The 23,695-nt window shown below is 56.3% G+C and carries 25 protein-coding genes and 1 pseudogene; 11 read left to right on the top strand and 15 right to left on the bottom strand.

All coding sequences use genetic code 11. The annotated features are described in order from the left end of the window. Positions 1 to 44: 44 nt before the first annotated feature. The 5 genes from V9K92_RS02410 to V9K92_RS02390 form a co-directional block, all read right to left on the bottom strand. Positions 45 to 308 (bottom strand): hypothetical protein, encoded by a 264-nt coding sequence (locus V9K92_RS02410; protein ID WP_337353152.1) that lies wholly within the window; start codon positions 306 to 308, stop codon positions 45 to 47. 54 nt (positions 309 to 362) lie between these two features. Next, entirely contained in the window at positions 363 to 1,400 is a 1,038-nt protein-coding gene (locus tag V9K92_RS02405; protein WP_337353151.1) for an SMP-30/gluconolactonase/LRE family protein, read from the bottom strand. A gap of 36 nt (positions 1,401 to 1,436) precedes the next feature. Next, positions 1,437 to 2,819 (bottom strand): tripartite tricarboxylate transporter permease, encoded by a 1,383-nt coding sequence (locus tag V9K92_RS02400; protein WP_337353150.1) that lies wholly within the window; start codon positions 2,817 to 2,819, stop codon positions 1,437 to 1,439. A 1-nt stretch (position 2,820) separates the two neighbouring features. Beyond that, a complete protein-coding gene (locus V9K92_RS02395; protein WP_337353149.1) occupies positions 2,821 to 3,279 on the bottom strand; it encodes a hypothetical protein in 459 nt (152 codons plus the stop codon). A gap of 63 nt (positions 3,280 to 3,342) precedes the next feature. After that, positions 3,343 to 4,632, bottom strand: a complete 1,290-nt coding sequence (locus V9K92_RS02390) for a hydroxymethylglutaryl-CoA reductase, degradative (RefSeq protein WP_443094438.1) — start codon at positions 4,630 to 4,632, stop codon at positions 3,343 to 3,345. A gap of 134 nt (positions 4,633 to 4,766) precedes the next feature. Here V9K92_RS02390 and V9K92_RS02385 point away from each other — a divergent pair, with 134 nt between their 5' ends. Together V9K92_RS02385 and V9K92_RS02380 are read left to right on the top strand one after the other, a co-directional pair. Then, positions 4,767 to 6,164: an aminotransferase-like domain-containing protein gene (locus tag V9K92_RS02385; RefSeq protein ID WP_337353147.1), complete on the top strand. Its 1,398-nt coding sequence runs from the start codon at positions 4,767 to 4,769 to the stop codon at positions 6,162 to 6,164. Further along, positions 6,157 to 7,065 carry a hydroxymethylglutaryl-CoA lyase gene (locus V9K92_RS02380; protein ID WP_337353146.1) on the top strand — a complete coding sequence of 303 codons (909 nt, stop codon included), beginning with the start codon at positions 6,157 to 6,159 and terminating at the stop codon, positions 7,063 to 7,065. The genes V9K92_RS02385 and V9K92_RS02380 overlap by 8 nt, the downstream gene beginning before the upstream one ends. A gap of 64 nt (positions 7,066 to 7,129) precedes the next feature. Here the strand turns inward: V9K92_RS02380 and V9K92_RS02375 are convergent, their stop codons facing one another. Continuing rightward, positions 7,130 to 7,372: a transposase gene (locus V9K92_RS02375; protein WP_337353145.1), complete on the bottom strand. Its 243-nt coding sequence runs from the start codon at positions 7,370 to 7,372 to the stop codon at positions 7,130 to 7,132. Positions 7,373 to 8,119: 747 nt separating this feature from the next. Here V9K92_RS02375 and V9K92_RS02370 point away from each other — a divergent pair. Further along, positions 8,120 to 9,064, top strand: a complete 945-nt coding sequence (locus V9K92_RS02370; RefSeq protein ID WP_337353144.1) for an aromatic alcohol reductase — start codon at positions 8,120 to 8,122, stop codon at positions 9,062 to 9,064. 125 nt (positions 9,065 to 9,189) lie between these two features. On the opposite strand, the gene V9K92_RS02365 is transcribed toward V9K92_RS02370, so the two are convergent. The 6 genes from V9K92_RS02365 to V9K92_RS02335 form a co-directional block, all read right to left on the bottom strand. Next, complete coding sequence (locus tag V9K92_RS02365; RefSeq protein WP_095445346.1) at positions 9,190 to 9,624, bottom strand: winged helix-turn-helix transcriptional regulator; 435 nt, start codon at positions 9,622 to 9,624, stop codon at positions 9,190 to 9,192. 69 nt (positions 9,625 to 9,693) lie between these two features. Further along, a complete protein-coding gene (tnpC, locus tag V9K92_RS02360) occupies positions 9,694 to 11,232 on the bottom strand; it encodes an IS66 family transposase (RefSeq protein ID WP_337353143.1) in 1,539 nt (512 codons plus the stop codon). Positions 11,233 to 11,303: 71 nt separating this feature from the next. Beyond that, positions 11,304 to 11,654: an IS66 family insertion sequence element accessory protein TnpB gene (gene tnpB, locus V9K92_RS02355; RefSeq protein ID WP_148094265.1), complete on the bottom strand. Its 351-nt coding sequence runs from the start codon at positions 11,652 to 11,654 to the stop codon at positions 11,304 to 11,306. Continuing rightward, positions 11,651 to 11,782, bottom strand: a complete 132-nt coding sequence (locus tag V9K92_RS02350) for a hypothetical protein (protein WP_337353142.1) — start codon at positions 11,780 to 11,782, stop codon at positions 11,651 to 11,653. Before V9K92_RS02350 ends, tnpB begins: the two co-directional genes overlap by 4 nt. Beyond that, positions 11,779 to 12,033, bottom strand: coding sequence for a transposase (locus tag V9K92_RS02345; protein WP_337353141.1), 255 nt, complete (start codon positions 12,031 to 12,033; stop codon positions 11,779 to 11,781). Before V9K92_RS02345 ends, V9K92_RS02350 begins: the two co-directional genes overlap by 4 nt. Before the next feature lie 847 nt (positions 12,034 to 12,880). Continuing rightward, the gene (locus tag V9K92_RS02335) at positions 12,881 to 13,792 is read right to left on the bottom strand and encodes a LysR family transcriptional regulator (RefSeq protein WP_337353140.1); all 912 of its coding nucleotides are present in this window, start codon (positions 13,790 to 13,792) and stop codon (positions 12,881 to 12,883) included. 148 nt (positions 13,793 to 13,940) lie between these two features. On the opposite strand from V9K92_RS02335, the gene V9K92_RS02330 reads away from it, so the two are divergent. The 4 genes from V9K92_RS02330 to V9K92_RS02315 all read left to right on the top strand — a co-directional run bounded on the left by V9K92_RS02330 (position 13,941) and on the right by V9K92_RS02315 (position 16,357). Then, entirely contained in the window at positions 13,941 to 14,723 is a 783-nt protein-coding gene (locus tag V9K92_RS02330) for an SDR family oxidoreductase (RefSeq protein WP_443094424.1), read from the top strand. A 53-nt stretch (positions 14,724 to 14,776) separates the two neighbouring features. Continuing rightward, the gene (locus tag V9K92_RS02325) at positions 14,777 to 15,274 is read left to right on the top strand and encodes a lipocalin-like domain-containing protein (RefSeq protein WP_337353138.1); all 498 of its coding nucleotides are present in this window, start codon (positions 14,777 to 14,779) and stop codon (positions 15,272 to 15,274) included. A gap of 71 nt (positions 15,275 to 15,345) precedes the next feature. Next, a complete protein-coding gene (locus V9K92_RS02320) occupies positions 15,346 to 15,486 on the top strand; it encodes a hypothetical protein (protein ID WP_337353137.1) in 141 nt (46 codons plus the stop codon). 256 nt (positions 15,487 to 15,742) lie between these two features. Further along, a complete protein-coding gene (locus tag V9K92_RS02315; RefSeq protein ID WP_337353490.1) occupies positions 15,743 to 16,357 on the top strand; it encodes an MBL fold metallo-hydrolase in 615 nt (204 codons plus the stop codon). Between the two features lie 522 nt (positions 16,358 to 16,879). Here V9K92_RS02315 and V9K92_RS02305 read toward each other — a convergent pair. Both V9K92_RS02305 and V9K92_RS02300 read right to left on the bottom strand, forming a co-directional pair. Further along, on the bottom strand, positions 16,880 to 17,608 hold the full coding sequence (locus tag V9K92_RS02305; protein WP_337353136.1) for a glycosyltransferase family 25 protein: 729 nt from the start codon (positions 17,606 to 17,608) through the stop codon (positions 16,880 to 16,882). Between the two features lie 179 nt (positions 17,609 to 17,787). After that, positions 17,788 to 18,258, bottom strand: coding sequence for a DUF2147 domain-containing protein (locus V9K92_RS02300; RefSeq protein WP_337353135.1), 471 nt, complete (start codon positions 18,256 to 18,258; stop codon positions 17,788 to 17,790). A 405-nt stretch (positions 18,259 to 18,663) separates the two neighbouring features. On the opposite strand from V9K92_RS02300, the gene V9K92_RS02295 reads away from it, so the two are divergent. Both V9K92_RS02295 and V9K92_RS02290 read left to right on the top strand, forming a co-directional pair. After that, positions 18,664 to 19,125 carry a MarR family winged helix-turn-helix transcriptional regulator gene (locus tag V9K92_RS02295; protein WP_337353134.1) on the top strand — a complete coding sequence of 154 codons (462 nt, stop codon included), beginning with the start codon at positions 18,664 to 18,666 and terminating at the stop codon, positions 19,123 to 19,125. Next, positions 19,122 to 19,937: an NAD-dependent epimerase/dehydratase family protein gene (locus V9K92_RS02290; protein ID WP_337353133.1), complete on the top strand. Its 816-nt coding sequence runs from the start codon at positions 19,122 to 19,124 to the stop codon at positions 19,935 to 19,937. Before V9K92_RS02295 ends, V9K92_RS02290 begins: the two co-directional genes overlap by 4 nt. A 126-nt stretch (positions 19,938 to 20,063) precedes the next feature. Here V9K92_RS02290 and V9K92_RS02285 read toward each other — a convergent pair whose 3' ends face one another. Further along, a complete protein-coding gene (locus V9K92_RS02285; RefSeq protein WP_337353489.1) occupies positions 20,064 to 20,987 on the bottom strand; it encodes an AraC family transcriptional regulator in 924 nt (307 codons plus the stop codon). 164 nt (positions 20,988 to 21,151) lie between these two features. On the opposite strand from V9K92_RS02285, the gene V9K92_RS02280 reads away from it, so the two are divergent. Together V9K92_RS02280 and V9K92_RS02275 are read left to right on the top strand one after the other, a co-directional pair. Beyond that, entirely contained in the window at positions 21,152 to 22,477 is a 1,326-nt protein-coding gene (locus V9K92_RS02280) for an MFS transporter (protein ID WP_337353132.1), read from the top strand. A 30-nt stretch (positions 22,478 to 22,507) separates the two neighbouring features. Next, a pseudogene (locus tag V9K92_RS02275) lies at positions 22,508 to 23,617 on the top strand (SDR family oxidoreductase); the annotation flags it as partial. Between the last annotated feature and the right edge of the window lie 78 nt (positions 23,618 to 23,695).

The raw sequence follows: 23,695 nt of genomic DNA, 5'->3' as shown, positions 1-23,695 counted from the left end.
TGGAGAGTCGGACTAGACCTACGAGAAGGTCGAGATCGTCCGGTTCATTGGTAGTTGCCCCGTAATGGTGCCCTACGCCGGATACTAACCGTGAGCGCATCAAGAAACTCGCGAGCGCCTTGGCAGAACAGCAGGGCCGGCAATTGCAGATCGTCAAGCGGCCTCAGCGTGCCTTCAAGATCACTGGCTTGACCTGGAGATCGTGGAACTTCGCTTGGCACAGGGTGCAATCGTCGACTCAGCAAGGATGTTGAATATCGGGTCCAGACATCCGAGACGATGATCGACATCGCAGCCATGCGGCCCATGCTCAACCACCTTGCGAAACGTTAATTCCCCAAACACCCTCTAAGAGGCTGAGGTTATCGCACTCCATTGTTCTGCACGGCTGCCTTTGCGAGTGCACGCGCGGCGAATATTGTAGAACCTTGTCCCTTGTCCCAGTCGTTCGTAAAGATCAGCAGTTCGTCTGTGCCGGGTCGGATCACCATAGATGTAGAACGCAAATTGTGGCCTTGGTCACGTTCCGGCAGTAAGTACTGCCCGACAGGAAAACCTAGGGGGTTAAACACCATAATGCGACCCTGACCATATATTGCAACATAGACGTTTCCGTCAGCGTCGATACGAAGCGAATCCGGACCGCCACCAACGAAATTGTAGACAACCGACGAACCGAACGGCGCTATGGTCGTTGGGTCCGATAATGAGATGCGGTGAAGCAAGCCGCCTGCAAGCTCGCTCACCCAGAGGGTTTTTCCATCTGGGCTAAGGGCGACCCCGTTTGCGATCCTGAGATTAGGAACAACCAGGACAGGCTTTCCCCCATTTGGTCCAATGTAGTAAACGCCGCCCGTGGCTACACTTGAACCACCTTTGAAATCGGTAAAGTAAAAGCCTCCATTGCGATCAAACACAAGGTCATCGGGCAAAAAGCCTTTATCTCGAGATAATACCGTTTGAACGTCAGTTCCATCTGCGGCCATGTTAATGACCGAGCCTCTCGAAGCAAAATCCCCGAGCTCGGCCATGTAGATGCGGCCATCGGGATGAACGGCAAGCCCCGCTGGACGCAGTTCCGGATCAGGTACAAAGCTTGAGAGTTTTTTTTCTGGCGTCAGGCGAAAGACGGTTCCGCCGAAAACCTCGCAAAACACCAGATCGCCTCTCGCATCGAAGGTAGGACATTCCAGTTGCAGGCCTTTGTCGGAAACCTTGAAGAATTTCGTCGCCTCGACCGATGGCAGATCTGCCTCTGCCATCGGCAGCGGAACGACGCTTTTCAAAGACTGAGGTATTTCTAAGGAAGGAAGCACTTTATCGTCTTCCGTTCCGTAAGAAATGCCACTCGTGAAAACCAGCCCCGAAGTCAAGATCAGGGTAGACACTAGCCGGTGCATTTTCTCCTCCCAGTTCTACATTCAGATTGCGCTCGGTCAGCCAATGAGCTTCATGATTGCGGGCACACTGAGGATCGCAGCGTAGTAACCCATGAACTGCACACCGGTATTCATGCCAAGCACCCGGTAGAGCAGGCCACCCAGAAGTCCCACAGTCATGATGACCAAAAGTGCGAGCAAGCCACCTTCCCAAAGACCAATCACGAGGATGAGGCCAAGGAAAGTGGCTATGATGGCTTCGTGGCTAATATATTTGGCCACAAACGCCGCTGCGCTCCGTGCGTGGTTCATCGCGAACGGATAGGCGATGGCAGCGGCGATCACTACGGAGATCATGCCCCAGATCAGGAACTCAGAAACCGACATCATCGTGTGGAGGTTGTTGACCACTCCGGTTGCTGTGTCGACAGTGAAGCGCGGCGGTGCATTGAACAGCGGTGCAGCCGGACCCGCAGCGACAGGGCTAAGCGGCAGGCCGAACGCTATGAGCGGAATCAAGGCTTCAGCGATATAGGTGGATTCTGTAACGCCGTTTCGCACCGCCAGTACGGAAGTCAGCCGGTGATAAGCCTGCTTGATGCGCGCTCCAACGATCTCACCGGCAATAACGGTAACGGCCACGGGGCTGAACACGAATGTAGCACTGGTGATCGCAGCGGCGGCTGCCGTCGTGGTCACCTGGCTCCTGTCAAGCACCCGGAATGGGTTTGGAAAATATCCACCCCAACTCTTTACATCGGGCGCAAGCGTCGTCTGGCGCAGCTCGTTGCGGTTCATTCGTTTTTGCTCAAGCGGTGATATCGCCGAAAACAGTTCCGCAACAAGTGGACCGACTGCAATCCCAAGGAAATAACTGACACCAAGCTTGACGTCATGCGCAGCTGTGAAACCTTGCAACGCGATAATCAGCAGCGTGAAGGGGATCAATGCAACGACTGAGGCCCAGCGGCCTGCAGAGAAATAGGCAATGATGATTGCGGCACCGATGAACAACCATGGAGCAGACGCAGTAATGTAAGTTCCGAAGGGTGCCAGAATAACAGCGAACAGCACTGCGAGAGGCACCGCTATGAAGGCAGATATGACAGAGCCAGCCAGCATTTTTCGTAGTGCTACGTGTGGTGCGCCGAGATTACGCAATGCAGTGGCCTGCTGAAGCAGCGGCAGTGCCATTGTATCCCCCGGAATTCCGAGCAATGCCGTTGGTACCGCATGCGTCATATGTTTGGATACGGCCGCGCACATCCAGAAAGTGAAGACACCAGCCGGCGGCGCTCCCAACAGAACGACAAGAAGCGTCACCGGAGCAATGGTAGTGGTCTCGTCGGTGCCCGAAATCAGGCCGATGGCCGAAAACAAAACTGCACCCAACAGGCCGAGGGAAAGAGCGATAATTATTTCGTAAAGTAGCCCGTCCATATCAGTCCCCCTTCCTTCCTGCGTTGTGGCGATCTTCATAATTTTTGAAGAGGTCATAGAGTCCGACTTCGCGCATTTCCTGTGCGACGACGGGCGGAAGGTCTTCTACCCGGCCAATGGGGCCACCCTCCAGCTCGAGTTGTTCCAGAATCTCGGTTTGCCAGGCGATTCCTGTCTGAGCCTGCTCGACCACTGTTCGTTTCGGGGCAAACAGGCGCGCACATATTGCTCCGCTGATGACGGACCCTAAAATTCCCGCCAGCATGGCAAGTGCCTTGCCGACAGCGGGAGTGGAAGCCGACGGGGCAATCGTCTGAAGAGCAAGAAAATATACGGCGACGCTTACCAAGGCGCCGATGAGCATTGCTTTTGCGAGCTGGGGACGCGAGACAACGTCTCCCCAGATTTCGGCAAGCTGGCCATGCGCGCTCACGCCACGCGCTGCGTTTGAATCCGTCATGTTGTCCTCCCAATACATTCAGAAACCGGAAAAATCTCCTCGTTGACCGGTCCCAAATTTTGTTTATTTGCGCATTTCCGCCAATATCTCCTCGGCGCGGGCAGATCGTACATCGTGATCGTTTGCGAGCCTTCTGGCGACCTCATCGATCTCTTCGCCCGAAGCGCCGGCGCCGATTGCAATGTTACGCGCATGAAGCGCCATGTGGCCGCGCTGGATGCCCTCTGTTGCAAGTGCCCGAAGGGCAGCCATATTCTGAGCGAGTCCGACAGCGACGGTAACTTCCGCAAGTTCGACCGCCGTTTCGACGTTCAAGATTTGAAGAGCAGCCTGTGCTGCAGGGTGTGTTTTGGTCGCACCACCAACCAGACCAAGCGCCATCGGCATTTCGATGGTTCCGACAAGGGTTCCCTTATTGCTGATCTCCCAGGTTGAAAGAGATGTGTAGCGTCCTGAACGCGCGGCGTAGGCGTGAGCGCCCGCTTCGATTGCCCGCCAATCGTTCCCGGTGGCTACCACGACCGGGTCGACGCCGTTCATAATCCCTTTGTTATGTGTGGCAGCACGGTAGGGATCGATCGCTGCGAATTCATAGGCATCGACAATGCCTTCCATCATTCGGCGTCCCGAGAATTCCTTCGTGGCGAGGGCTTCTTCAGTTATTTCGATCCGGGCCCTTGCCAATCGCAGATCCGCGAGGTTGGAGAGAATTCGCAACCGGACTTCACCGCCGGTTATCCGCTCGATAATTGGTGAGACCGCCTCTGCCATCGTGTTTACAGTGTTGGCACCCATTGCGTCTCGCACATCAACCAGAAGATGAAGGACGACCATCGGGCCCCGGGACGTCGAAGGAAAAACGTGAACTTCGATATCGCGGCATCCGCCGCCGAACTTCACCAGAACTGCGTCCTGGGAATTGGCGGCTGATATGATCTCGTCACGCGCCGCCAGGATGGCCAGCCTTGCACCGTAAGGATCGGACGTTGCAAGCACCTGCACTTGTGCACGCATGATCGGTGCTGTCGACGAAGTATGAAAACCGCCGCAGCCTCGCACGATGCGAGCCATATAGGAGGCCGCGGCAACGACCGACGGTTCCTCTACCGCCATAGGCACCAGATAGTCCTGGCCATTGATCAGAAAATTCGTGGCTACACCGAGCGGAAGCTGAAAGGTGCCGATGACATTCTCGATCATACCGTTGGCGCGCCCGACAGGAAGGGCGTCAGGGGCCGCAAGGACTGAACTGGTTTTGTCGTCCAGCTGCGCGGCTAGCGCGACCTGTTCCAAGCGCTCGGCAGGAGACAGATTGCGCATATTCTCGATACGCGACGAGGCGGTCCTTCTAATCAATGGCTCACTCCCAAACCAAACATTTCTAAGCTTGCGTTCATCGCAAAGTGTCCTAGAATATAACCGCTATGCAAGGGACAGTTGTCCGGTTTGTTGTGGACACTGTCCCAACGTTGGAGTGGGACGATTGTATGAAGGTGATTGACAACATCGTCGCTCAGATCAGTGGACAAATCGCATCCGGCCTGTACCGGCCCGGGCAAAGACTGCCGTCTGTCAGAGGAGGGGCCAGTCAGTTCGCCGTCTCAAAAAATACGATGGCGGAGGCTTATGACCGACTGGTCGCACGCGGGCTTCTTATCGCGCGGCAGGGTTCAGGTTACTACGTTTCTGAAAACCGTCAGGCGCCAGTGCAGCAGGTAAAACCAGATGTCATGGAAGCCACAAGCATCATGTCGTTACTCCGCGAGCAGCTTGATCAGAACTATCTGACACGACCGGGGGATGGTCGCCCGCCAGCAAGCTGGACTGAAGACGCGGACATGCGCCGCATCTTGCGTACGAGCCGCAGTGCAGCGGCAGAAGTCGATTTCGGATATGGGAGTTCCTGGGGCCTGAGTGGACTGCGAGAGTGGCTCCGGGTTTCGCTTGCTGAACGCTCGATCACCACCGAGCCAGATGGAGTGATGCTGACGAGCGGCGTCAATCACGGCTTAGACCTGATCATTCGCCATTTTCTGGAGCCCGGCGATACGGTCTTCGTCGACAGCCCGGGATACTATCCCCTTTATGCCAAGCTTCGACTGGCGAAGGCAAACGTCGTTCCTATCCCCCGGTTACAGGATGGCCCTAATCTCGACGAACTACGCCGCAAGCTCATTCTTGATCGTCCGAAGCTGTTTTTTACGCAAAGCCAGGCACACAACCCGACCGGAGGCACCTTGTCTCCCGCCCACGCATTTACGCTTCTGCAGATGGCGGAGGTTCATGATTTTCGTTTAGTCGAAGATGACATTTTCGCGGATCTGATTGCTCCAAGCCTGCCGCGGCTCGCAGCTTTCGGCCAACAGCAACGCGTTCTCTATGTCGGGTCGTTCTCCAAAACGCTCTCTGCGAGCCTGCGGTGTGGCTACATTGCCGGGGCACCCGACACGATCCGGAGTCTCGTCGATTTGAAGATGATAACGATGGTTGCCACGTCGCTTCATGTTGAGCGCGTTGTTCTCGAGATGATCGAAAGCGGACAGTATCTCAAGAACCTGAGACGCCTGCGTGGTTGGATCGAAGACGGCACCAAGGCGACCGTGCAAGCGCTTTCGGATGTGGGGCTGGACGTAAAACTTCCCAAAGTGCAGGGTTTTTATATTTGGGTCCCGCTTCCGCCCAATCTGGATGAAACCGCGTTCTGCCGCCGGGCAGCTCAGAATAATATTTTCATCGCGCCTGGAAGTGTTTTTTACGTTGATCGGGAAGCCTCTGTCCAACCGGCGATGAGAGTAAATGTAGCCTACGGTGCCGACCCTCGCTTTTGCGCCTTTCTGCGCGAGGAAATAAGGGACAACAATATTGGTGGAGGACCCAATGGATGATATTCGGCTCGTTGAGGTCGGACCGCGTGACGGCTTGCAAAATGAAGCTTATCCGCTCAGCGTCGTTAATCGCGTACAGATGATCGAAGGTTTGATCGACGCTGGCCTTCGAACGATCGAAGCGGGGAGCTTTGTCTCGCCGAAATGGGTTCCCCAGATGGCGGGGTCTGCGGAAGTGTTAAAGCTGATCGGACGGCGCGAGGGCATCAGTTTCCCCATGCTCGTCCCTAATATGAAAGGGTTCGAAATTGCCCGTGAGGCTGGCGCGGAGGAGATCGCGATCTTTGCTTCGGCATCGGAAAGCTTTTCGCAGAGAAACATCAATTGCTCGATCGATGAAAGCTTTGAGCGCTTTCTGCCGGTTTTGGAGGGTGCTCGCGACATCGGCATGCGGGTACGAGGCTACGTATCCTGCGTTCTAGGCTGCCCCTATGAAGGAAACGTCCCGCTTTCCTCGGCCGTTGGTGTCGCCCGTCGTCTGTACAATATGGGATGTTACGAAATCTCATTCGGCGATACAATTGGCATTGGTACCCCGAGAGCTGCTGCAGCCATGGTAAGGGCGATTGCCACGGAGATGCCGATGGCCGCGATCGCACTTCACGAGCATAATACTTATGGCCAGGCGCTGGCGAACATTCTTGCCTGTTTGGAAGAGGGGGTGACGGTATTTGATGCTTCAGTGGGCGGGCTCGGAGGCTGTCCATATGCGAAGGGAGCAACCGGAAACGTTGCGACGGAGGAGGTAGTGTTCATGCTCGAAGGCATGGGCGTCCGCACCGGTGTCGATTTGCCGAAGCTCTGCAACGTAGCTGTCCGGACCGCTACGCAGCTCGGCCGGGATCCTGCTTCTCCGATCTCGAAGATTCTGGCTGATCCGACGGAGGCAGCGGTGTCCTGAGGCTCCACGATGAGCGATTACACGCCTATGGCTCCGGCCAAGCCTCTAAGAGGAGGTTTGGGAATTAACGTTTTGCAAAACGGTTCATCGTCTCGGATGTCTGGACCCGATATTCATAATCCTCGCTGAGCCGACGATTGCGTCCGAGCCAAGCGAAGCTGCGTTCCACGGTCCAGGTCGAGCCCGTGATCTTGAAGGCACGCTGAAGCCGCTTGACGATCTGCATTTGCCAGCCCTGCTGTTCTGCCAAGGCGCTCGCGAGTTTCTTGCTCTCGTGGCCTACATCGGCGATCACTGTTGTGATCATCGGGAATATCGCTGTCGGAAGCAGACCATGCTCTCGTGATATTGTAGACCACGAGGAACTCGCGCCTGCACCTTTGTCGAGTGACCTATACGAGCTGGCGTGGAAACCACGCTAGTCGTCCAGATCAGGCATCCACCCAATCTAAGATCTCGTAATAGGCATTCAGGTCGAGCCACTCTATGCCGGACACGACCTTTCCGCCCTCCATCGACATGATATACATGTAGCCGTTGGCTTAAGGCTTGCCGTCTTTTGCAGTTGTGGCGCTTTCGATCTGCGCAAACACCTTCTCCCCGTCTGCCCAGACGCCGCGTGTAGTTATCCTCAGCCGTTCGGCGAAGCGCGCGAAAAGCGCCTCGTCAGCGTTGGTAAAAAGATCTTCTATTCCGTGATGAGTGCGTGCGACGGGGCCATGACCAGCGATGGTCCACTCGGCATCGGTGCAAATATCGCTTCAAAGAATTTTGTGAAATCATCCGCCGGAGCCGCCAATGCGTCTTTGACGGTCGTTAGGTTCGTTGAAAGCGGTGTTTCCCTATCACATTAACTAAGCGCGACAGGCTGTTCCGATAACTGCCACCGTGAGTTTGATCGCTTGAATGCGCCAACAGCGGACATCACATCCGCCGAGCCGTTTCGTCCTTACCCGCCCTCAGTTTGCTGCAGTATCATCCGTGTGCCTTCTTTTCTTCGTGCTCGCACCTTGCCAAGTAGTGGCGACATTGAATTTTTGAAGGATTGAAAACTATGAATCAAACAGCTTCCAACGTGAAGTCCCGGAATATCCTCGTGCTGGGCGCTGGAGAACTCGGCATGCCGCTCCTGCGCAATCTGGCCCGTCGCGCAAAGGACATTGACGGCGCAACGATAAGTGTCTTGTTGCGCGCCAGCGCCGTAGAGTCTGACTCACCAGCCAAGCAGCGCGACATCGCTGAAATTCGCGATTTGGGGATTGAGATAGTCGTGGGCGATTTGGTGAAGAGCTCGGTTGACGAGTTGGCATCTCTGTTCTCGCAGTATGACACCGTAATTGGCTGCACGGGTTATGCGGCTGGGATCAACACCCCGATGAAGCTGGCAAGGGCCGCTTTGCAGTCAGGAATTCCGCGCTATTTTCCGTGGCAGTTCGGTGTTGATTTCGAAGCAATCGGTCGAGGTGGCCCACAGGACATTTTCGACGCGCAACTTGATGTCCGTGAACTCTTACGCTCGCAGGACAATACCGAATGGGTCATTATCTCCACCGGCATGTTCATGAGCTATCTGTTCGAGCCGGAGTTCGGTGTCGTTGATCTGGAAAAGAGCGCGGTCAAAGCCCTCGGCAGCTTTGACACCGCCGTTACATTGACGACACCTGACGACATCGGCGTGCTCACTGCTGAAGTCGTGTTCTACGAGCCAACCATCAGCAACGAGATCGTCTTCCTGGCGGGCGATACCGTCACCTATGGCGAGCTTGCTGACAAGCTGGAGGCGGGATTAAACCGGCCCTTCAACCGGTCCGAATGGACTGTTCCGGTCCTTATGGAAGAACTGGCAAACGATCCCCAAAACATGATGCGCAAGTATCGTGCAGCCTTTGGCATCGGTCGTGGCATGGCATGGGACAAGGCCGACACTTTCAACGTGCGTGAAGGCATCAAAGTTACTGATGTTTCCGATTGGATCAACGCGAACCTGACGGCCAAGTAACGGGGCTTAAAGATGCGATGGGGGAGCGCTATAATCTCGCTTTCCCCCGTCAAGCGTTGTCAGAGACTCCATCTTCAGCAGGGCGTACCAATTTCTATGGCAATCACGGAGCGGCGGCGTCTGTGTCAGGATTTCCAAGGCGTCTGCCAGGACGGCTTTTCTGGCAGACGGGAATCAAAGCCCTCGCGGGACTTTCGAAACTCCTCCGAGTTTTCGACGACCCATGTCCACAGCGGAATCATACGAACGAGAAGACCCATTCCCAATTCTGTTAGTTCGTATTCTACCCGCGGCGGCATCTCTACGAGATCGTAGCGCGTGACGAGGCCGTCTCTTTCGAGTTGGCGCAGAGTGCGAGTTAGCATCCGTTGGGTGACGCCATGCATTCGTCTTCCAATATCTGCGTGCCGAAGCCTGCCGTAAACGCCCAGGGTGTGAATGACGCCAAGCGACCACCTATTTCCTGCGTGGGTCAGAACCTCACGTCTCACCCCGTCTTCATCCTCGCGAAGCCCATCGCAAACTGCTTGAGAGTAGCTAAGGATTTCTTCTCTGGTCATTACTTTTGCCTCTGGTATGTCCTTCGTTTCGTTTTACCAGCCATCCCGGTATATTGTGCGGTATTGCAATCACACCTTGTCGAGATAATTCCATGGCAACAGTTGGTCGATGCGGCTCTGCTTGTGGCTATTGGCGATTGCTGTGAGTGTGATGGTCAGCCACTTTTGCGGATCAACTGAATTAAGTTTGCAGGTTTCGATTAGTGACGCGATGATACCCCAGTTACGGGCACCCGCTTCATGACCTGCAAATAATGCATTTTTTCTGCTCAATGCAATTGGCCGGATCGTTCTTTCGACACTGTTGTTATCTAACTCGACACGGCCATCAGACAGGAACAGGCAGAGGCCATTCCAGTATTTGGCGATGTATTTCAACGCTTCGCCTAATGGCGCCTTTGCCGACACGTGTGCGCGGTGATGAGCAAGCCATGTTTCCATATCGAGGATCAGTGGTCTTGACTGGGCCTCGCGTACTGCGAGCCGATCTTCTGGGGTGAGACCGCGAAGCTCAGTTTCGATCTTATAGAGTTCACCAATCCGTTTTACCCCTTCTTCGGCAACTGGGGACGAGACCGTGCGGGTAATCTCAATAAGCTTGCGACGCGCATGAGCCCAGCAGTAAGCCAGTCGTATATCTGGACCGATGCGATCTGGCGCGATAAGCCGATTGTAGCCTGCATAGCCATCCACTTGCAGGATGCCGGTGAAGCCTTGCAATATTTGTTCCGCATATTGGCCAGACCGCCCCGGCGTATAAGTGAAAGCAACGCCAGGCGGGGCATTGCCGCCCCATGGTCGGTCATCACGCGCCAAAGCCCAGAAGTAACCTGTTTTGGTTTTTCCTGATCCCGGATCAAGCACAGGGGCACGTGTCTCATCCATGAAGAGTTTGTGAGAACGTTTGAGGTCAGCAATCAGCGCATAAAAGACAGGGCGCAATTCAAAGGCCGCCCGTCCCACCCAGTCTGCGAGCGTGGAGCGATCTATGTCGATGCCCTGACGGCCCATAATCTGGGCCTGGCGATAAAGCGGCAGATGGTCGGCATATTTGGAAACCAGCACATGCGCGACTGTGGCTTCTGTCGGCAAACCTGCTGGTATCAATCGGGCTGGAGCTGGCGCTTGCACAACACCATCAGTGCAGGCGCGACATGCATATTTAGGACGATGGGTAACAATGACACGGAACTGCGCAGGGATTATATCCAGTCGTTCAGAAACATCTTCGCCAATACAATGCAGGCAACCACCGCAGGCGCAGATCAGGCTTTCCGGCTCAATCACTTCGTCAATACGCGGCAGGTGTTTTGGAAGAGAACCTCGATTAACGACACGTGGCTTTGATGCAGGCTTGTCTGGAGCTGTATCCGCTTCATCTTCTGCATGGATCGCCGCTATAGCTGTTTCCAGATCTTCCAGGGCCAGATCAAACTGCTCAGGATTAATCTTCTCTGACTTGCGCCCAAAAGCGGCCTGTTTGAAGGCTGCAACCAGTTTCTCTAGCCGCGCAATCCGATCATCTTTACGAAGACCGAGCGCTGTTGCTGCGATCAGCATCGCTTTAAGTTCAGCAATATCGTCAGGCAGATCGGCAGCATCCAACATGGACAAAACTTACCAAACCCCGCCTTGATTTGTCTGATGAATATGGCGGCAGAGTCACCGTGTCGCAGCATTTAAACAGTCATAGGCGCTCGTGCTTCCACTGCACGGACACGTCGCCAGTCGAGCCCTGCAAACAACGCCTCAAACTGCGCATGGTTCAATGACATCAGCCCATCCCGGACATCCGGCCAACTGAATGTATGGGCTTCCAAACGCTTATAAGCCAGCACCATACCCGTCCCATCCCAATAGATCAGTTTTAACCGATCCGCTTTTCGCGAGCGGAACACGAATACAGTTCCAGTGAACGGGTCCTTTCGTAGTTCATTCTTAACGATGGCGGCAAGGCCGTCATGGCCTTTACGGAAATCGACAGGCTTTGTTGCCACCATGATCCGCACCCGATTGGAAGGAAAGATCATGATGGAGCCGCCAACCCACGCGCCACTGCAACAATACGGGCAACCGATGCACCCGCTTCAAGACGAACCGTCACTGGCCCGACGCATATCTCGGTGCGCCCCTGATCAGAGCAAGGTTGTTCCGTCACTGGCTGATCACCAATCCTGCGAATTCTATTCCATCTTCAGGCGCGGGCAAAACCAGTCGGCCGCGCTTGGCCAAGGTTCGCCACATAGATAAACGGTTTGCCCGAACACCATAACGCTGCGCAACATCAACAACTCGAGCACCGGGTCGCAGAGTTTCCGAAACAAGCCGGGCCTTGAATTCCGGCGTCCATTTATTGCTGCCCCCGCTGTTACTCTTCTCGGGGGTGAGAAACTCCACCGTAGGCAACATGGGGAAACTCCTTCATCCATCCATGGAAAGCCCTTCGCAGTTCAAACTGCGGAGTACAACGTGGTTCTAAAACACCGGTTACCGCTGAGGCTCGTAGCGGTTCATATTATGGCCCGGATAAATTGGGCGAGACGCGGGGTCCCCCAACTTTAGCGAAGATTCCCCGCAAGCCTTGGAGAACCATGTCGCACATCGTCTGTGGCAAACGCCCGAAAAGCTCACTGGCGTTGCCTTCGACACGCAGATCTTACCGCCAGTGATCGCTGACAACGAACCGGCAACCAGGCGGGAGATTTAGACGTGGATCCTCTTGGGAACCTCGTTGATTGGATTGCGCTCTATGGGATATTCGGCTTGATAGCGATGGGAATGGCGGAGCGTTTCGTCCCTGCCATACCATCCTATGGCGTCCTAGTCACCATATGCATCGCGGCTGATGTAGGAACAGCCATGCGATTTCCCAAGGCCAGAACAATCCAGATGGATGCCGCGCAACCTCACAAACTGGCACCTGAGCCACAAGCGCAGGTTGGCGCAGTTGTGAGCGGCCTTCCGCTCCTTTCGATGCCGGCACGGAAAGTCATCGCTATACTTGACGGTGCGTTTTCGCACTTAAGTGAAAACGGGGCCTTCTTCAATTCACTTATGGTCCAAAATGTCCGGTACCAAGACCATTACTCGATCGTTTGGGCAAGAAAGCAACGTATGTCGGGCGCACGCTCGCAAACATCCCTCCCGGAGCAGTCTATCGTATTAGCGGCCGGGCTCCGCAGCAGCTCGTCAATCAGGTGAGGTGAACAAACTGACGAAAATATACCCTTCATTCACTATGGCCTGAATGGGGGAGCTACTTCCTGTTGCCCTCATCCTGGAAGACTTCCTTCATGGTATCGATGAACGCTCGCAATGTCGCCGGGACATGGCGGTTGCGAGGATAATAGAGGACCAACCCGGGAAATGGCGGACACCACTCGTCCAGGAGCGTGACAAGTTGCCCTGTGGCCACGAACGGCTGCGCAAAGCTATCCGGAACGTAGGCAATGCCTTGTCCGTCCACTGCAGCTTGAACGAGAAGGTCGTTGTCGTCCAATGTGAGCACACCTGGCACGTCGATCGCAACCTCTGCCCCTCTTCTCGAAAACTCCCACCGATACCGCTTTCCGCTGGGCAGGCGCTGCCGGATACAGGCGTGGGCTTGGAGGTCATCCGGAGTGCCAGGGGGCACTCTGTCCTTGAGATAGCGCGGCGCCGCGACCGTTATGAATCGGACTGTCCCCCCGAACTTCACGGCAACCATGTCCTGCGGCACGGCTTCGGCCAGCCGTACACCGGCGTCAAATCCCTGATCGACAATGTCGACGAGGCGCCCTTCCGAAACGAGATCGATTTCGACTTCCGGGTAGCAATCGAGAAAATGGGGAATGACGCTGCGAAGAAGAATGCGAGCCCCGCTCTTGTTGGCGTTGATCCGCAACATTCCACTTGGCGTTCCGCGCGTTTCGGCGAGCGTGTCGAGCGCTTTGTCCAGATCCTGAAGAACGGGGTCGAGACGCGCGAGCAACTGCGCTCCTGCCTGCGTAAGTGACACGCTGCGTGTGGTACGATTGAAAAGTCGGATACCGAGCTTGCTCTCGAGAGCGATGATGGCATGGCTAAGAGCCGACCGCGAGATGCCGAGCGTCTCTGCGGCAGCGCGAAAATTGCGGTGGCTGGCCACCGCAGCAAATGAAGCAAGGTCATTCAGGGTCGGTCGTACCATTCGTGAATTCTTTGCACTTGATCATCCTGAATTGGATGCCTTATGGCACCAATCGGTCTTCGCTACATTAAACTGAGTTCTTATGAAAGGGTTTATGACGATGAAGACTTGGTTAATCACAGGAGTATCCTCTGGCTTGGGTCAGGAGATGACCCAACAGCTGCTCGCCCGTGGCGACAGGGTTGTCGGCACGGTGCGCAAAAAAGATATGCTGTTGGACCTCAAGCAACGATACGGCGCAAACTTTCATGCCGCCCTTCTCGATCTGGACGATGTTACCAGCATCCAAATCGCAGTCGGTAAGGCGTTCGAGGAGATGGGGCGGATTGATGTTGTCGTAAGCAATGCGGGTTACGGCTTGTTCGGCGCGGCGGAAGAGTTGACGAACGATCAGATTGATCAACAAATCGCGACGAATCTGACAGGCTCGATACAACTCATACGGACTGTCTTGCCACGGTTTCGTCATCAGGGTCGTGGACGGATCATCCAGATTTCGTCGGAAGGTGGCCAGATCGCCTATCCGTGCTTCAGCCTCTACCATGCCACCAAATGGGGCATCGAAGGTTTTGTCGAATCGGTCGCTCAGGAGGTTGCGTCCTTCGGCATAGACTTCATCATCGTCGAACCGGGTCCGACCGGGACCAATTTCGGTGCTGGACTGGTGCGCGCCACGCCCATGGACGTTTATGAAAACACACCGGCAGGCGCAGTGCGATGCGCCATCAGTGACGGCAGCTTCGTCCTGAAGGGTGATGCCGCTCGAACAGTCACGGCGATCATCTCGGCCGCCGACAGCGCCAAACCCAGCTTGCGTCTCGCGCTCGGCAGCACTGCCTACAATTCCATTTCGACAGCCTTGGCCGCGCGTCTTGAGGCGATCCAAGGGCAGCAGCAGATTGCACGATCCGCTGACCGGCAGAACCTTTGATCCTCAGATCAAGCTCATTCGAACCCCACAACGTTATAGCAAAGGAATTCAACATGAAACTTCGCTCAGCACTTCTCTGCACATTCATCGCCATTTCGCCCGTCGCTGCCACCGCGCAGTCGGCCCCGGTCAATCAGATCGTTGGAACCTGGCGCGTAATCTCGGCGCAGATCGACCCGGAGGGAGCGAATACCCCGGCTTACGGCCAGCGCCCACATGGCTTGCTTGTATTCACGCCGGATATGCATTTTGTCGAAGTCCTGACGGACGCCGATACGCCTCGCTTCGCGTCAAATGCCCGAGGCGGCGGTACCGATGCGGAGAATCGCGAAGCGATGGCGCGCAATATTGGTTTCTTTGGCACATATACGGTCGACGAAAGCGGTGCATTCAGCGGTAACCGCGTGGAAGCTTCGACATTTCCGAACTGGGTCGGCGGAACACGTACAACAAAGGACCTCACTCTTACCGTTGTAGGCGATCGCATGTACGAGAGTTTTCAACGTCCTGAAGGCACAAAGATCGTCATCGAATTTGAACGCGTCAAATAAGCTCGCCTTCGATAGCAGCGCCGGGCGCTGAAGTCAGTTAACCGCGAAAATCCAACCAGAGGAGACACCATATGACTGTAAATCGTCGTTCGCTGTTCAAAATCGGTGCGCTCGCCGGCGCAGCTCTGAGTACACCGCGGATTATGACGCGCGTTGCGTTTGCCGCCCCACCGAGGCCAGCTGTTCCCAATGCAGGGTTTCATCGTTTTTAGATGGGCGAGTTCGAGATCACGACTTTCCTTGATGGTGCGCGCGTTTTTGACGGCCCATATCCCACCTTCGGTTCAAACCAAGAGACCGCTGTGGTCGAAGATCTGATGGAGGCGAATTTCCTGCCGACCAAGCGGATGCTTGGTCAGTTCAATCCGGTTCTGGTGAATAGCGGGACAGATTTTGTGCTATTCGATACCGGCAATGGGCCGGAGCGGCGCAATGCAGGGCTGGGTCGGTTGGCGCAACGCATAATGGATTCCGGTTGTTCGCCCGCAGACATTACGGTCATCGTCCTACACATTTGCATGCCGATCAGGTCAACGGTCTCATGGAGGATGGTCAGCCGGCTTTTGCCAGTGCGCCCACATTCTCGGCCAGACCGAATGGGACTTTTGGACATCGGCCGACCACACAGGCACGTCTGCCGCCCATCACATACAGGCCGCGAGGTCCAAAGTCGTTCCGCTTGAAAACAAAATCACCTTCATTGGTAACAATGGAAAAGTGGCAAGGGGGATTACTGGCATGCTGGCCGCCGGGCATACGCCCGGCCACATGGCTTTTACGCTGGAGGCCGCGGGTCGCAATCTGCTGATTACCGGGGACACTGCCAATCATTATGTCGCTTCTTTGCAAAGGCCAGACTGGGAGGTGGCCTTTGACATGGATAAAACGGGCGCAGCCGAAACTCGCAAGAGAATCTTCGGGATGCTGGCCGCAGATCGGCTGCCGTTTATCGGCTACCATATGCCCCATCCGTCTGTGGCTACGTCGAACCGCTCGGCACGGGCTTCCGCTTGTCCCCGCGACGTACCAATTCGCAATTCGACACCAACTAAGTGCCCCCAATTAGTGCTTTGGCGTCACTAGGCGCGCTTAGCTGACGCCGCTTTCGTGCTTCGCAACGATCCCATACTGGCGAAAAGCATCTCGAAAGCAGCGTCTCAGCAGCTTCGTAACATGGTGACCGTTGGCGGCAACCTACCGCAACGGACACGCTGTCCTTACTCCCGAAACAGCGCGAACGGTCTTTACCCGTCTAACAAGCGAGAGCCAGGCTCCGGCTGCGCGGCTATCGCCGGGCTTGATCGTGGCCAGGGCTGTGTTCGGCAGGCGCGGCATCGGAGGACTTGAGGTATGGCGGAGACCCATTTGTACCGGCAAAGGGTCAAGGACGCGCCTTGTCGCTAAATAGCCACCTAGCTTGTCATCACCTACTAAAGTGATGTGGCTTACCATGCTACTCAGCTTTTTTTGGTGGCATACCCATAAGCAATGTGACCTTTCAAAACAGAAGATAAACTGGTGATCTCAGCTTTCGAAAACTATGCACGGAGATATGCAGTTGCCATACTCGTTAAGCAAAGCCGATTGCCTCTCCGTAAGAAAAAGCTAAGAACCGACCGCTCGACGGGAGTAGATCAGAACGCGCAACCGATAGATTGGCCGTGAAATTTCTCTTTTTATTTTCTCGAGGAAAGGTCTTTTGCGTTGTATCGTACTTCCACCCAATTGAGCGGAATTCTCCGCGACGCCACCCGGCACGACAACGAGAGGTGACAGTGTCGTTACCCAGTTCATTTGAAGAGTTGTATCCACCGGCCGGTCAAACATTTGGGTGACCGCTAACAATTGTTTAGCTGCAGCCTGTCCAATGAGCTGAGCATGCATACCCAGTCCAACCGGCATAGCTTTCAGAATGCGAACTCCGTCCACAACTAAAAGCTCCAATCCCTTTTCTTTGTTTGGCCGGACCGGAAACCGGATGAAATTATTGGGTGTCATGTATTGTTCAACCGTTGCGAATACTCTGGCAAAATCTGGTGTTAAGACCACATCATCTTCTAGAACCAAACCTGCAAGGAGATTTTGATCGATAATCGCCTGCCATACCTTTCTATGTGAAAGGAAGCAGGCAATTTCCTGTATGTTCAAGCCGAATGGATAACCAGGACTGTGCAGTCTAGATTTGTATACTCGCTGAACATCCGCATCGCTCAAATTTGAAGCATCCACAGCCTCTACTATTTCGGTCGGCATACTCAATTCTTTTCTAAGTCGATCGACCTGATCCACCCTCTCCGTTGACTTCGACAAATGAATGATGAAGGCTTTGATCATTGTTCCGTTTCCATAATTAACATCAATCCGCTCGACTGGCGGGGACGGAGCAACAGGTCGGCCTCTGCTGGGCAACACCTTACGAAAGCCAATATCGCCCGTTCCGGTTATCGGCCACAGCAAAATTGCTCGTTTGGCGGCCTGTTGCGACACTCCCGCATTGGCAGCGATTTTTTGCTTTATTGCATGCGGCGAAGCACCATGGTCCGACCAAGTATGGTGGTACCCCTATAGGCGCGAAGTTCCAGTTTTCCGCTCACAAGCGCAGCTTGGGCGGAATGGGTTTGACCGGTAGCTCCGCTGTAGAAATTTCCGCCTTCCCAGCGACCGTCGGCTCCGTCCCACTTTAGGTTGCTCACGAGAACTGCGCGCTCCAAAGAGCGGCTTCTGAGGTTCGGATCCGGATTGAGAGTGTCCTTCTTGAAGGTCTTGCCGTCAGCCTCGACCAGAAGCTTGCCGTAAAGGACCCGGGCCGCATAGGTTTCTCCGGCATCGAACATTTCAAGTTTGATGTTGCCGTCTTCGGACTCCCATACCCCGGCAATCTGATCTGGCGAAGAGGCCTGTGCGACTGCCTCTCCAACCAGGAAACCTATCAATCCTGCCGTGAGCACTGCGGCCGGCAAGGGTCCTTTTACTGATTTCACCAATTCCACGTTTCCTTTTTGTCTGTTTACGCCTGACTGTCGACATGCGAGGTCGCTGCCTGCAACTGCTACGGATACCAATAATCCCGGGCTCTCCTTAAAAGAAGCGTGGCTTGGAACCGGCCGGCAACTGCCAGGCATTGCACTTTGCAAGGTACACGCTGGCTGCGGAGTGACGAATGCCAAGAACCGCAAATTTCCTGCCTGATCCTGCAGTTGACTAGGGAGATGGTGCCACACCGAGCGCACGCCGCAATTGGTAAGGAGGCCACAAAACTGCCTGCAGTCCGTCCGTCAATGCCGACCCCTTCCCGCCCGATGGTGGTCTAGGTCAAGCTGATTCCCCTTGACATTTGTTTGGTACCTCACATATTTGCTAGGTAGCTAACGAGCTGGGAGCCTGTGTCAGTGATTGATGAGCGAAAAGAGACAGATCGCAACCTTGTCGGAGCCTGGACGAAGCGATGCTACTTCGCCGGCCGGGCGGTCATGGATTCTCGCCTGCGTCCTTACGATCTTGGGTCCGTGCAGTGGTACGTGCTCTACCAGCTGGCAACTGCCGGGCCGACCATGCAGCGTGATCTCGCGCGGTTGCTGTCGATCGAACGCGCCACAATGACCGGCATCGTCGCAACGCTCGTGCGCAAGGCTCTCATCGAGCAAGAGCCCGACCGGGTTGATCAGCGCCAGAAGCTTCTGCGCATCACCGCCACTGGCGCGAAGTTGTGGGGCGAGTTGCCCGATTTCTCTTTCATTCGCTCGGTCGCGTTCGACGGCATCGACGAGGCGGACATCGCGATCGCGGTCCGGGTGCTTCAGACCGCAACGGAACGTCTCGAAAACCTGCTGCAGAAAGGAAACTATCCATGACAGTCTTGCTAACTGGTGCTACCGGTCTCGTTGGAGCCCGTCTTCTTCCGCGCCTTGTGGATGAGGGGTTTCGTTGCCGCGCGCTGCTACGACCGGGCAAAGAAGTATCCTCCGGGATGGTTTGGGCCGAGGGCAACCTGCTTGATACCGCCTCGCTTGCATCGGCCGTGGAGGGGATTTCTGCGGTCGTTCATCTCGCTGCGGTTTTTCGCACGCCCGACACCGATCTGATCTGGAGGAGCAATCTCGAAGGTACACGCAACCTCATCGCCGCAGTGAAGGCGCACGCGCCTGAGGCGCGTTTCATCCTGGCGAGCACGTCCAATATCTATGATGCGGACAGCCCGCGCCCTGGCCGCGAGGACGATGCAGCCGACCCGCAACAAGCCTATCCGGCCAGCAAACTTGCTGCCGAGCACGCGCTGCGCGAAAGTGGGCTGAACTGGTCGATCCAGCGGTTCGGCTTCGTCTATGGCGAAAAGGACGGACATCTGGAAGAGTTGCCCCGTCTTGTTGCCAATTTCAACATGCATCCCGCCCAAAGGATGAGCATAATTCATCATCGCGATATCGCCACCGCCATGACCCTCGCTCTGACCGGCGCTATGGATGGGCGCATCGTCAACATCGCCGACGAGGCGCCGACTTCGATCTACGAGCTTGTCGCCCTGGTCGGCGGAACAATGGAACCGTCTTCAGCGCCGCTCGACAATCCCTGGCGCCTCCACATGGATGTCTCGCTCGCGCGTCGCCTCGGCTTCCAGCCGGTCGTCAGAACCGTCTATCAGGCCGCGCAGGAAAACCTGATGTGATCCGCGCCGGCGGCAGCCGGAAGACCAGCATATCGTTAACCCCTTGGTCACCCTGGAACCTATTCGCGGCATAGCAGAAGGCCGCTCCGAGCCGAGCAGCAAGGAGTGGCCTCCTGAAGAACGAGTTTAGGCAGTTCGCGCCTTGCGGCTGGCGTACTGGCTATACATACGCTGATGGTTCAGCGCGTCCTGTTTTGGAGCGACGCCGAACATACGGGAGTATTCGCGGCTGAACTGCGACGCGCTTTCGTAGCCGACCTTGTAGGCGGCTTCCTCGACGCTTGCAGCGTCCGCCACCATCAGGCGCCGCGACTCAAGGAGGCGCAATTGCTTCTGGAACTGAAGCGGCGTCACCGAGGTAAGTTGCTTGAAGTGCTGATGAAACGATGACGGGCTCATATGCGCCACCTCGGCCATTTGCTCCACACGCAGGGTCTGGGCGAAATTGGCACGCAGAAAATAGATGGCCTTGGCGACCCGCATGAAATTCGATTCCGGAACGGCCAGGCTGCACAGTTCGGCGCCATGCGGGCCGGTGAGAAGCCAGTAGCAGACCTCGCGCATGACCGAGGGGTAGAGGATCGGTATCGCCTTCGGCGTCTGGGACATGCGGATCAGACGCAGTACGCATTCAGCCAGCGATTCATCGACCTTTCCAACGAACACGCACGGACCGGGTGCGGCGGGCAAGACAGGCAGTGTCTCCAACTGCTCGAGCACCTCGCGCAACATGGTGACATCAAGGTCTATGGTGACGCCGATATAGGGCACCTGCAAACTTGCGTCGACGACCCGCCCGCTGGCCGGCATCTCCATGCTAACCACCAGACATTCCATGGCGCCATAGCGAAGTGTCTCGTCGCCGAAGAGGATTTCCTTCGCACCCTGGACCACGACGCAGAGCGACGGCCGGTAGATCTGCCGCATCGGCATACGCTGCTGGTAGGAACGAACGATGTTGACGCTCTCGATCTGCGTCGGAAAAAGCCCCTCACCGCCGCCCTGGCTTGCGATGTAGGCGGTGATCCCACCAAGGAGCGATGACGACACGCGGACCTCCGATTGGTTCCGAGGCCAGCGCAGCACTCGCCCTTCAGCCGGCAACATATCGCCGCCTGCAGGAATAGGCAAGTTTATTGAGGTATTCGGCATTCTTGTCATGAGAGACTTCCTCTAGCTTGATGACGTCACTCACAGCCAGGGAAGCATCAATTATGACAGAAACGGCCGCTTCGTCAATAGATAACCAAGCTGGTCTACCCATCATATCTAATGCGAGCGGCGATGAATACGTTCGTGGATGGCGCGTCCCGGTGCTACTTACGACGCTGTTTTTAGTGAGCGCCACCTCCCAGATCGACCGGATGCTTCCATTCGTCCTGACGGAGTTAATCAAGCGAGACCTTGATCTGAGTGATACCGAAATGGGTTTGCTCACCGGCATCGCCTTTGCAGCCTGTTACGCTCTTTTATCTATGCCGCTCGCCCGCGCCGCTGATCGAGGATCGCCGCGGTTCGTTCTGGTTTTGTGTATCCTGCTCTGGAGCGCGATGACATTGCTTGGCGGTCTCGCCATGAGTTTCCTGTTCCTCGCCTTCACCCGCTTCGGCGTCGCCTTCGGCGAGGCCGGTGGCACGCCAGCCAGCCACGGGATCATCGCCCGCAAGATCCCGCACGAGCGCCGCGGACTAGCGCTCGGTATTTTCTCGATGGGCATTCCGCTCGGCACCATGGTGGGTTTCGGCGTCGGTGGCGCCATTGGTGATACGCTTGGCTGGCGTACGGCCCTGGTAGGTGCAGGCGCCATGGGCGTGTTGATCGGTCTGATAACGCTCCTTGTCATCGGTCCGACCCCGCCCCTCCAGCGCACGCGCGCCAATAACGAGCCGTTCTTGAATGCAAGCCTGCGATTGCTTTCGTCCCCGGCATTCCGTTGGCTGTTCATTGGCTCGGTCGCGCTGGGTTTCGCTGCAGCGCCGTTCTACGCATTCGCAGTTCCCTTCCTGATCCGCACCCACGGCCTCAGCGCCAGCGAGGCTGGATTGGCGTTCGGCCTGTTGCAAGGGGTGATGGGGATTTTCGGAACGCTTGTGGGCGGCCGCCTGTTCGACCGTGCCGTTCGCTCCGGCACCGGACGGGTCCTCGGACCGCCGGCGATCCTCTTCATGATCGCAAGCCTGACGACGACTGCAGCCTTGTTCGCGCCGGTCGGGTGGCTTTCCATCCTCCTCTTCGTCCCCGGCATGTTGTCTTTCGCATTTCTGCTGCCGTGGTGCTTCGGCGCCGCCCATCTGGTGGCAGGCAAGGGCAAGGAGGCAATGGCGACCAGCCTCGCGATGATCGGCTCCGGCCTTCTGGGGCCGGCCCTTGGCCCTCTCATGGTCGGGATGATCAGCGACGCAGCGACAGCGGCACAGCTTCCCAATGGCCTGGGGCTCGGTCTCCTAACAGTCCCGCTAGCAAGTATCCTGACCGGCACCGCCATGCTGATCGCAAACAGGCGCATCGCCACGGCTATTCGCAACAATGACATTGCCTAACCAAAATTCCATCACGGAAAGATTCCTAAAATGACAGATACACCGGGAGAGAATGGGCCTATCAACGCCAAAGCATCCGGATTGTCGCGGCGTTCGTTTGTTCGATACGGTGCGGCGGGTCTTGGTCTCGCGGCAGTGGGCGGTGGCGGCACCGTTTTTGCGAACAGGCCGCCCGTTTCTCCGCGTCAGCAGGGATTGCCGAGAATCCCCCGTTGGACAGCCGCCCATATCCCCTCGCTGCAAGGACGCTCGGCGATCGTCACGGGCGGCAACGGCTATCCCGAAGGCGACCGAAGTGGCCTGGGTTATCATGACGCTCTTCAACTCGCCCGCGCCGGGGCGGACGTGACGATTGCCTCGCGAAACCTGGGAAGAGGCGAGGAAGCCGTCCGACGCATCGAGGACGCCGTCCCTGGCGCTTCGATTCGCTTCGAAGCGCTCGATCTCTCGGATCTCGCTTCGGTTGCTAGCTTTTCGGAGCGGATGAGTGCTTCTAGAAATAGTCTTGACATCCTCGTCAACAATGCCGGGGTTATGGGGCGGAAAGGCCGCGAAGTGAGCGCCGACGGGTTCGAGCGGGTTTTCGCCACGAACACGCTTGGTCATTTTGCGTTGACCGCCCGGCTGCTGCCGCTGCTGCGCGAAGGCAATTCCCCGCGTGTCATATGGGTGTCCAGCAGTCGCGCCTTCATGGGCGCAATCAACTTCGCCGACCTGCAACTGGCTCAGGATTACGACTATGGGGCGGCTTACGACAACAGCAAGCTCGCCAACCTCATGCTCGCCTTTGAGATGCAGAGTCGCAGCGCAGCTGAAGGCTGGGGCATCTCGGCCATAGCTGCCCATCCCGGCATCGCCCGCACCAACCTGGTCCCGGACGGCCCCGGCCCGGACAGCCTGGAGGGGCGCAATCATAGGTATATGCCTTTCCTGTTCCAGCCACCCGCTCAAGGTGCTTTGCCAACCCTGTATGCCGCAACGTCGCCGCAAGCGGCAGCTGGTGGATACTACGGCCCCAACGGTTTTCTGGGGCTAGGCGGTTTACCCGGCTGGGCCGGGATTCCTGAAAAGGCCGACGACCGGCAAGTTGCTGCAAGACTGTGGGCCACTCTTGAGCGACTTGGCGACGTGACACTTGGCGGGCGGGCTGATGCTTTAAATCTCGCTCGATGCCCGATCCACCAGCGCCTTAATATTCAGAGGCCCCCTCAGGACGGC

Source organism: Phyllobacterium sp. CCNWLW109, assembly GCF_037203905.1.
Classification (GTDB): domain Bacteria; phylum Pseudomonadota; class Alphaproteobacteria; order Rhizobiales; family Rhizobiaceae; genus Phyllobacterium; species Phyllobacterium ifriqiyense.
The sequence above is the reverse complement of the archived record's forward strand: the minus strand, read 5'-3'. Positions and strand labels throughout refer to the sequence as shown.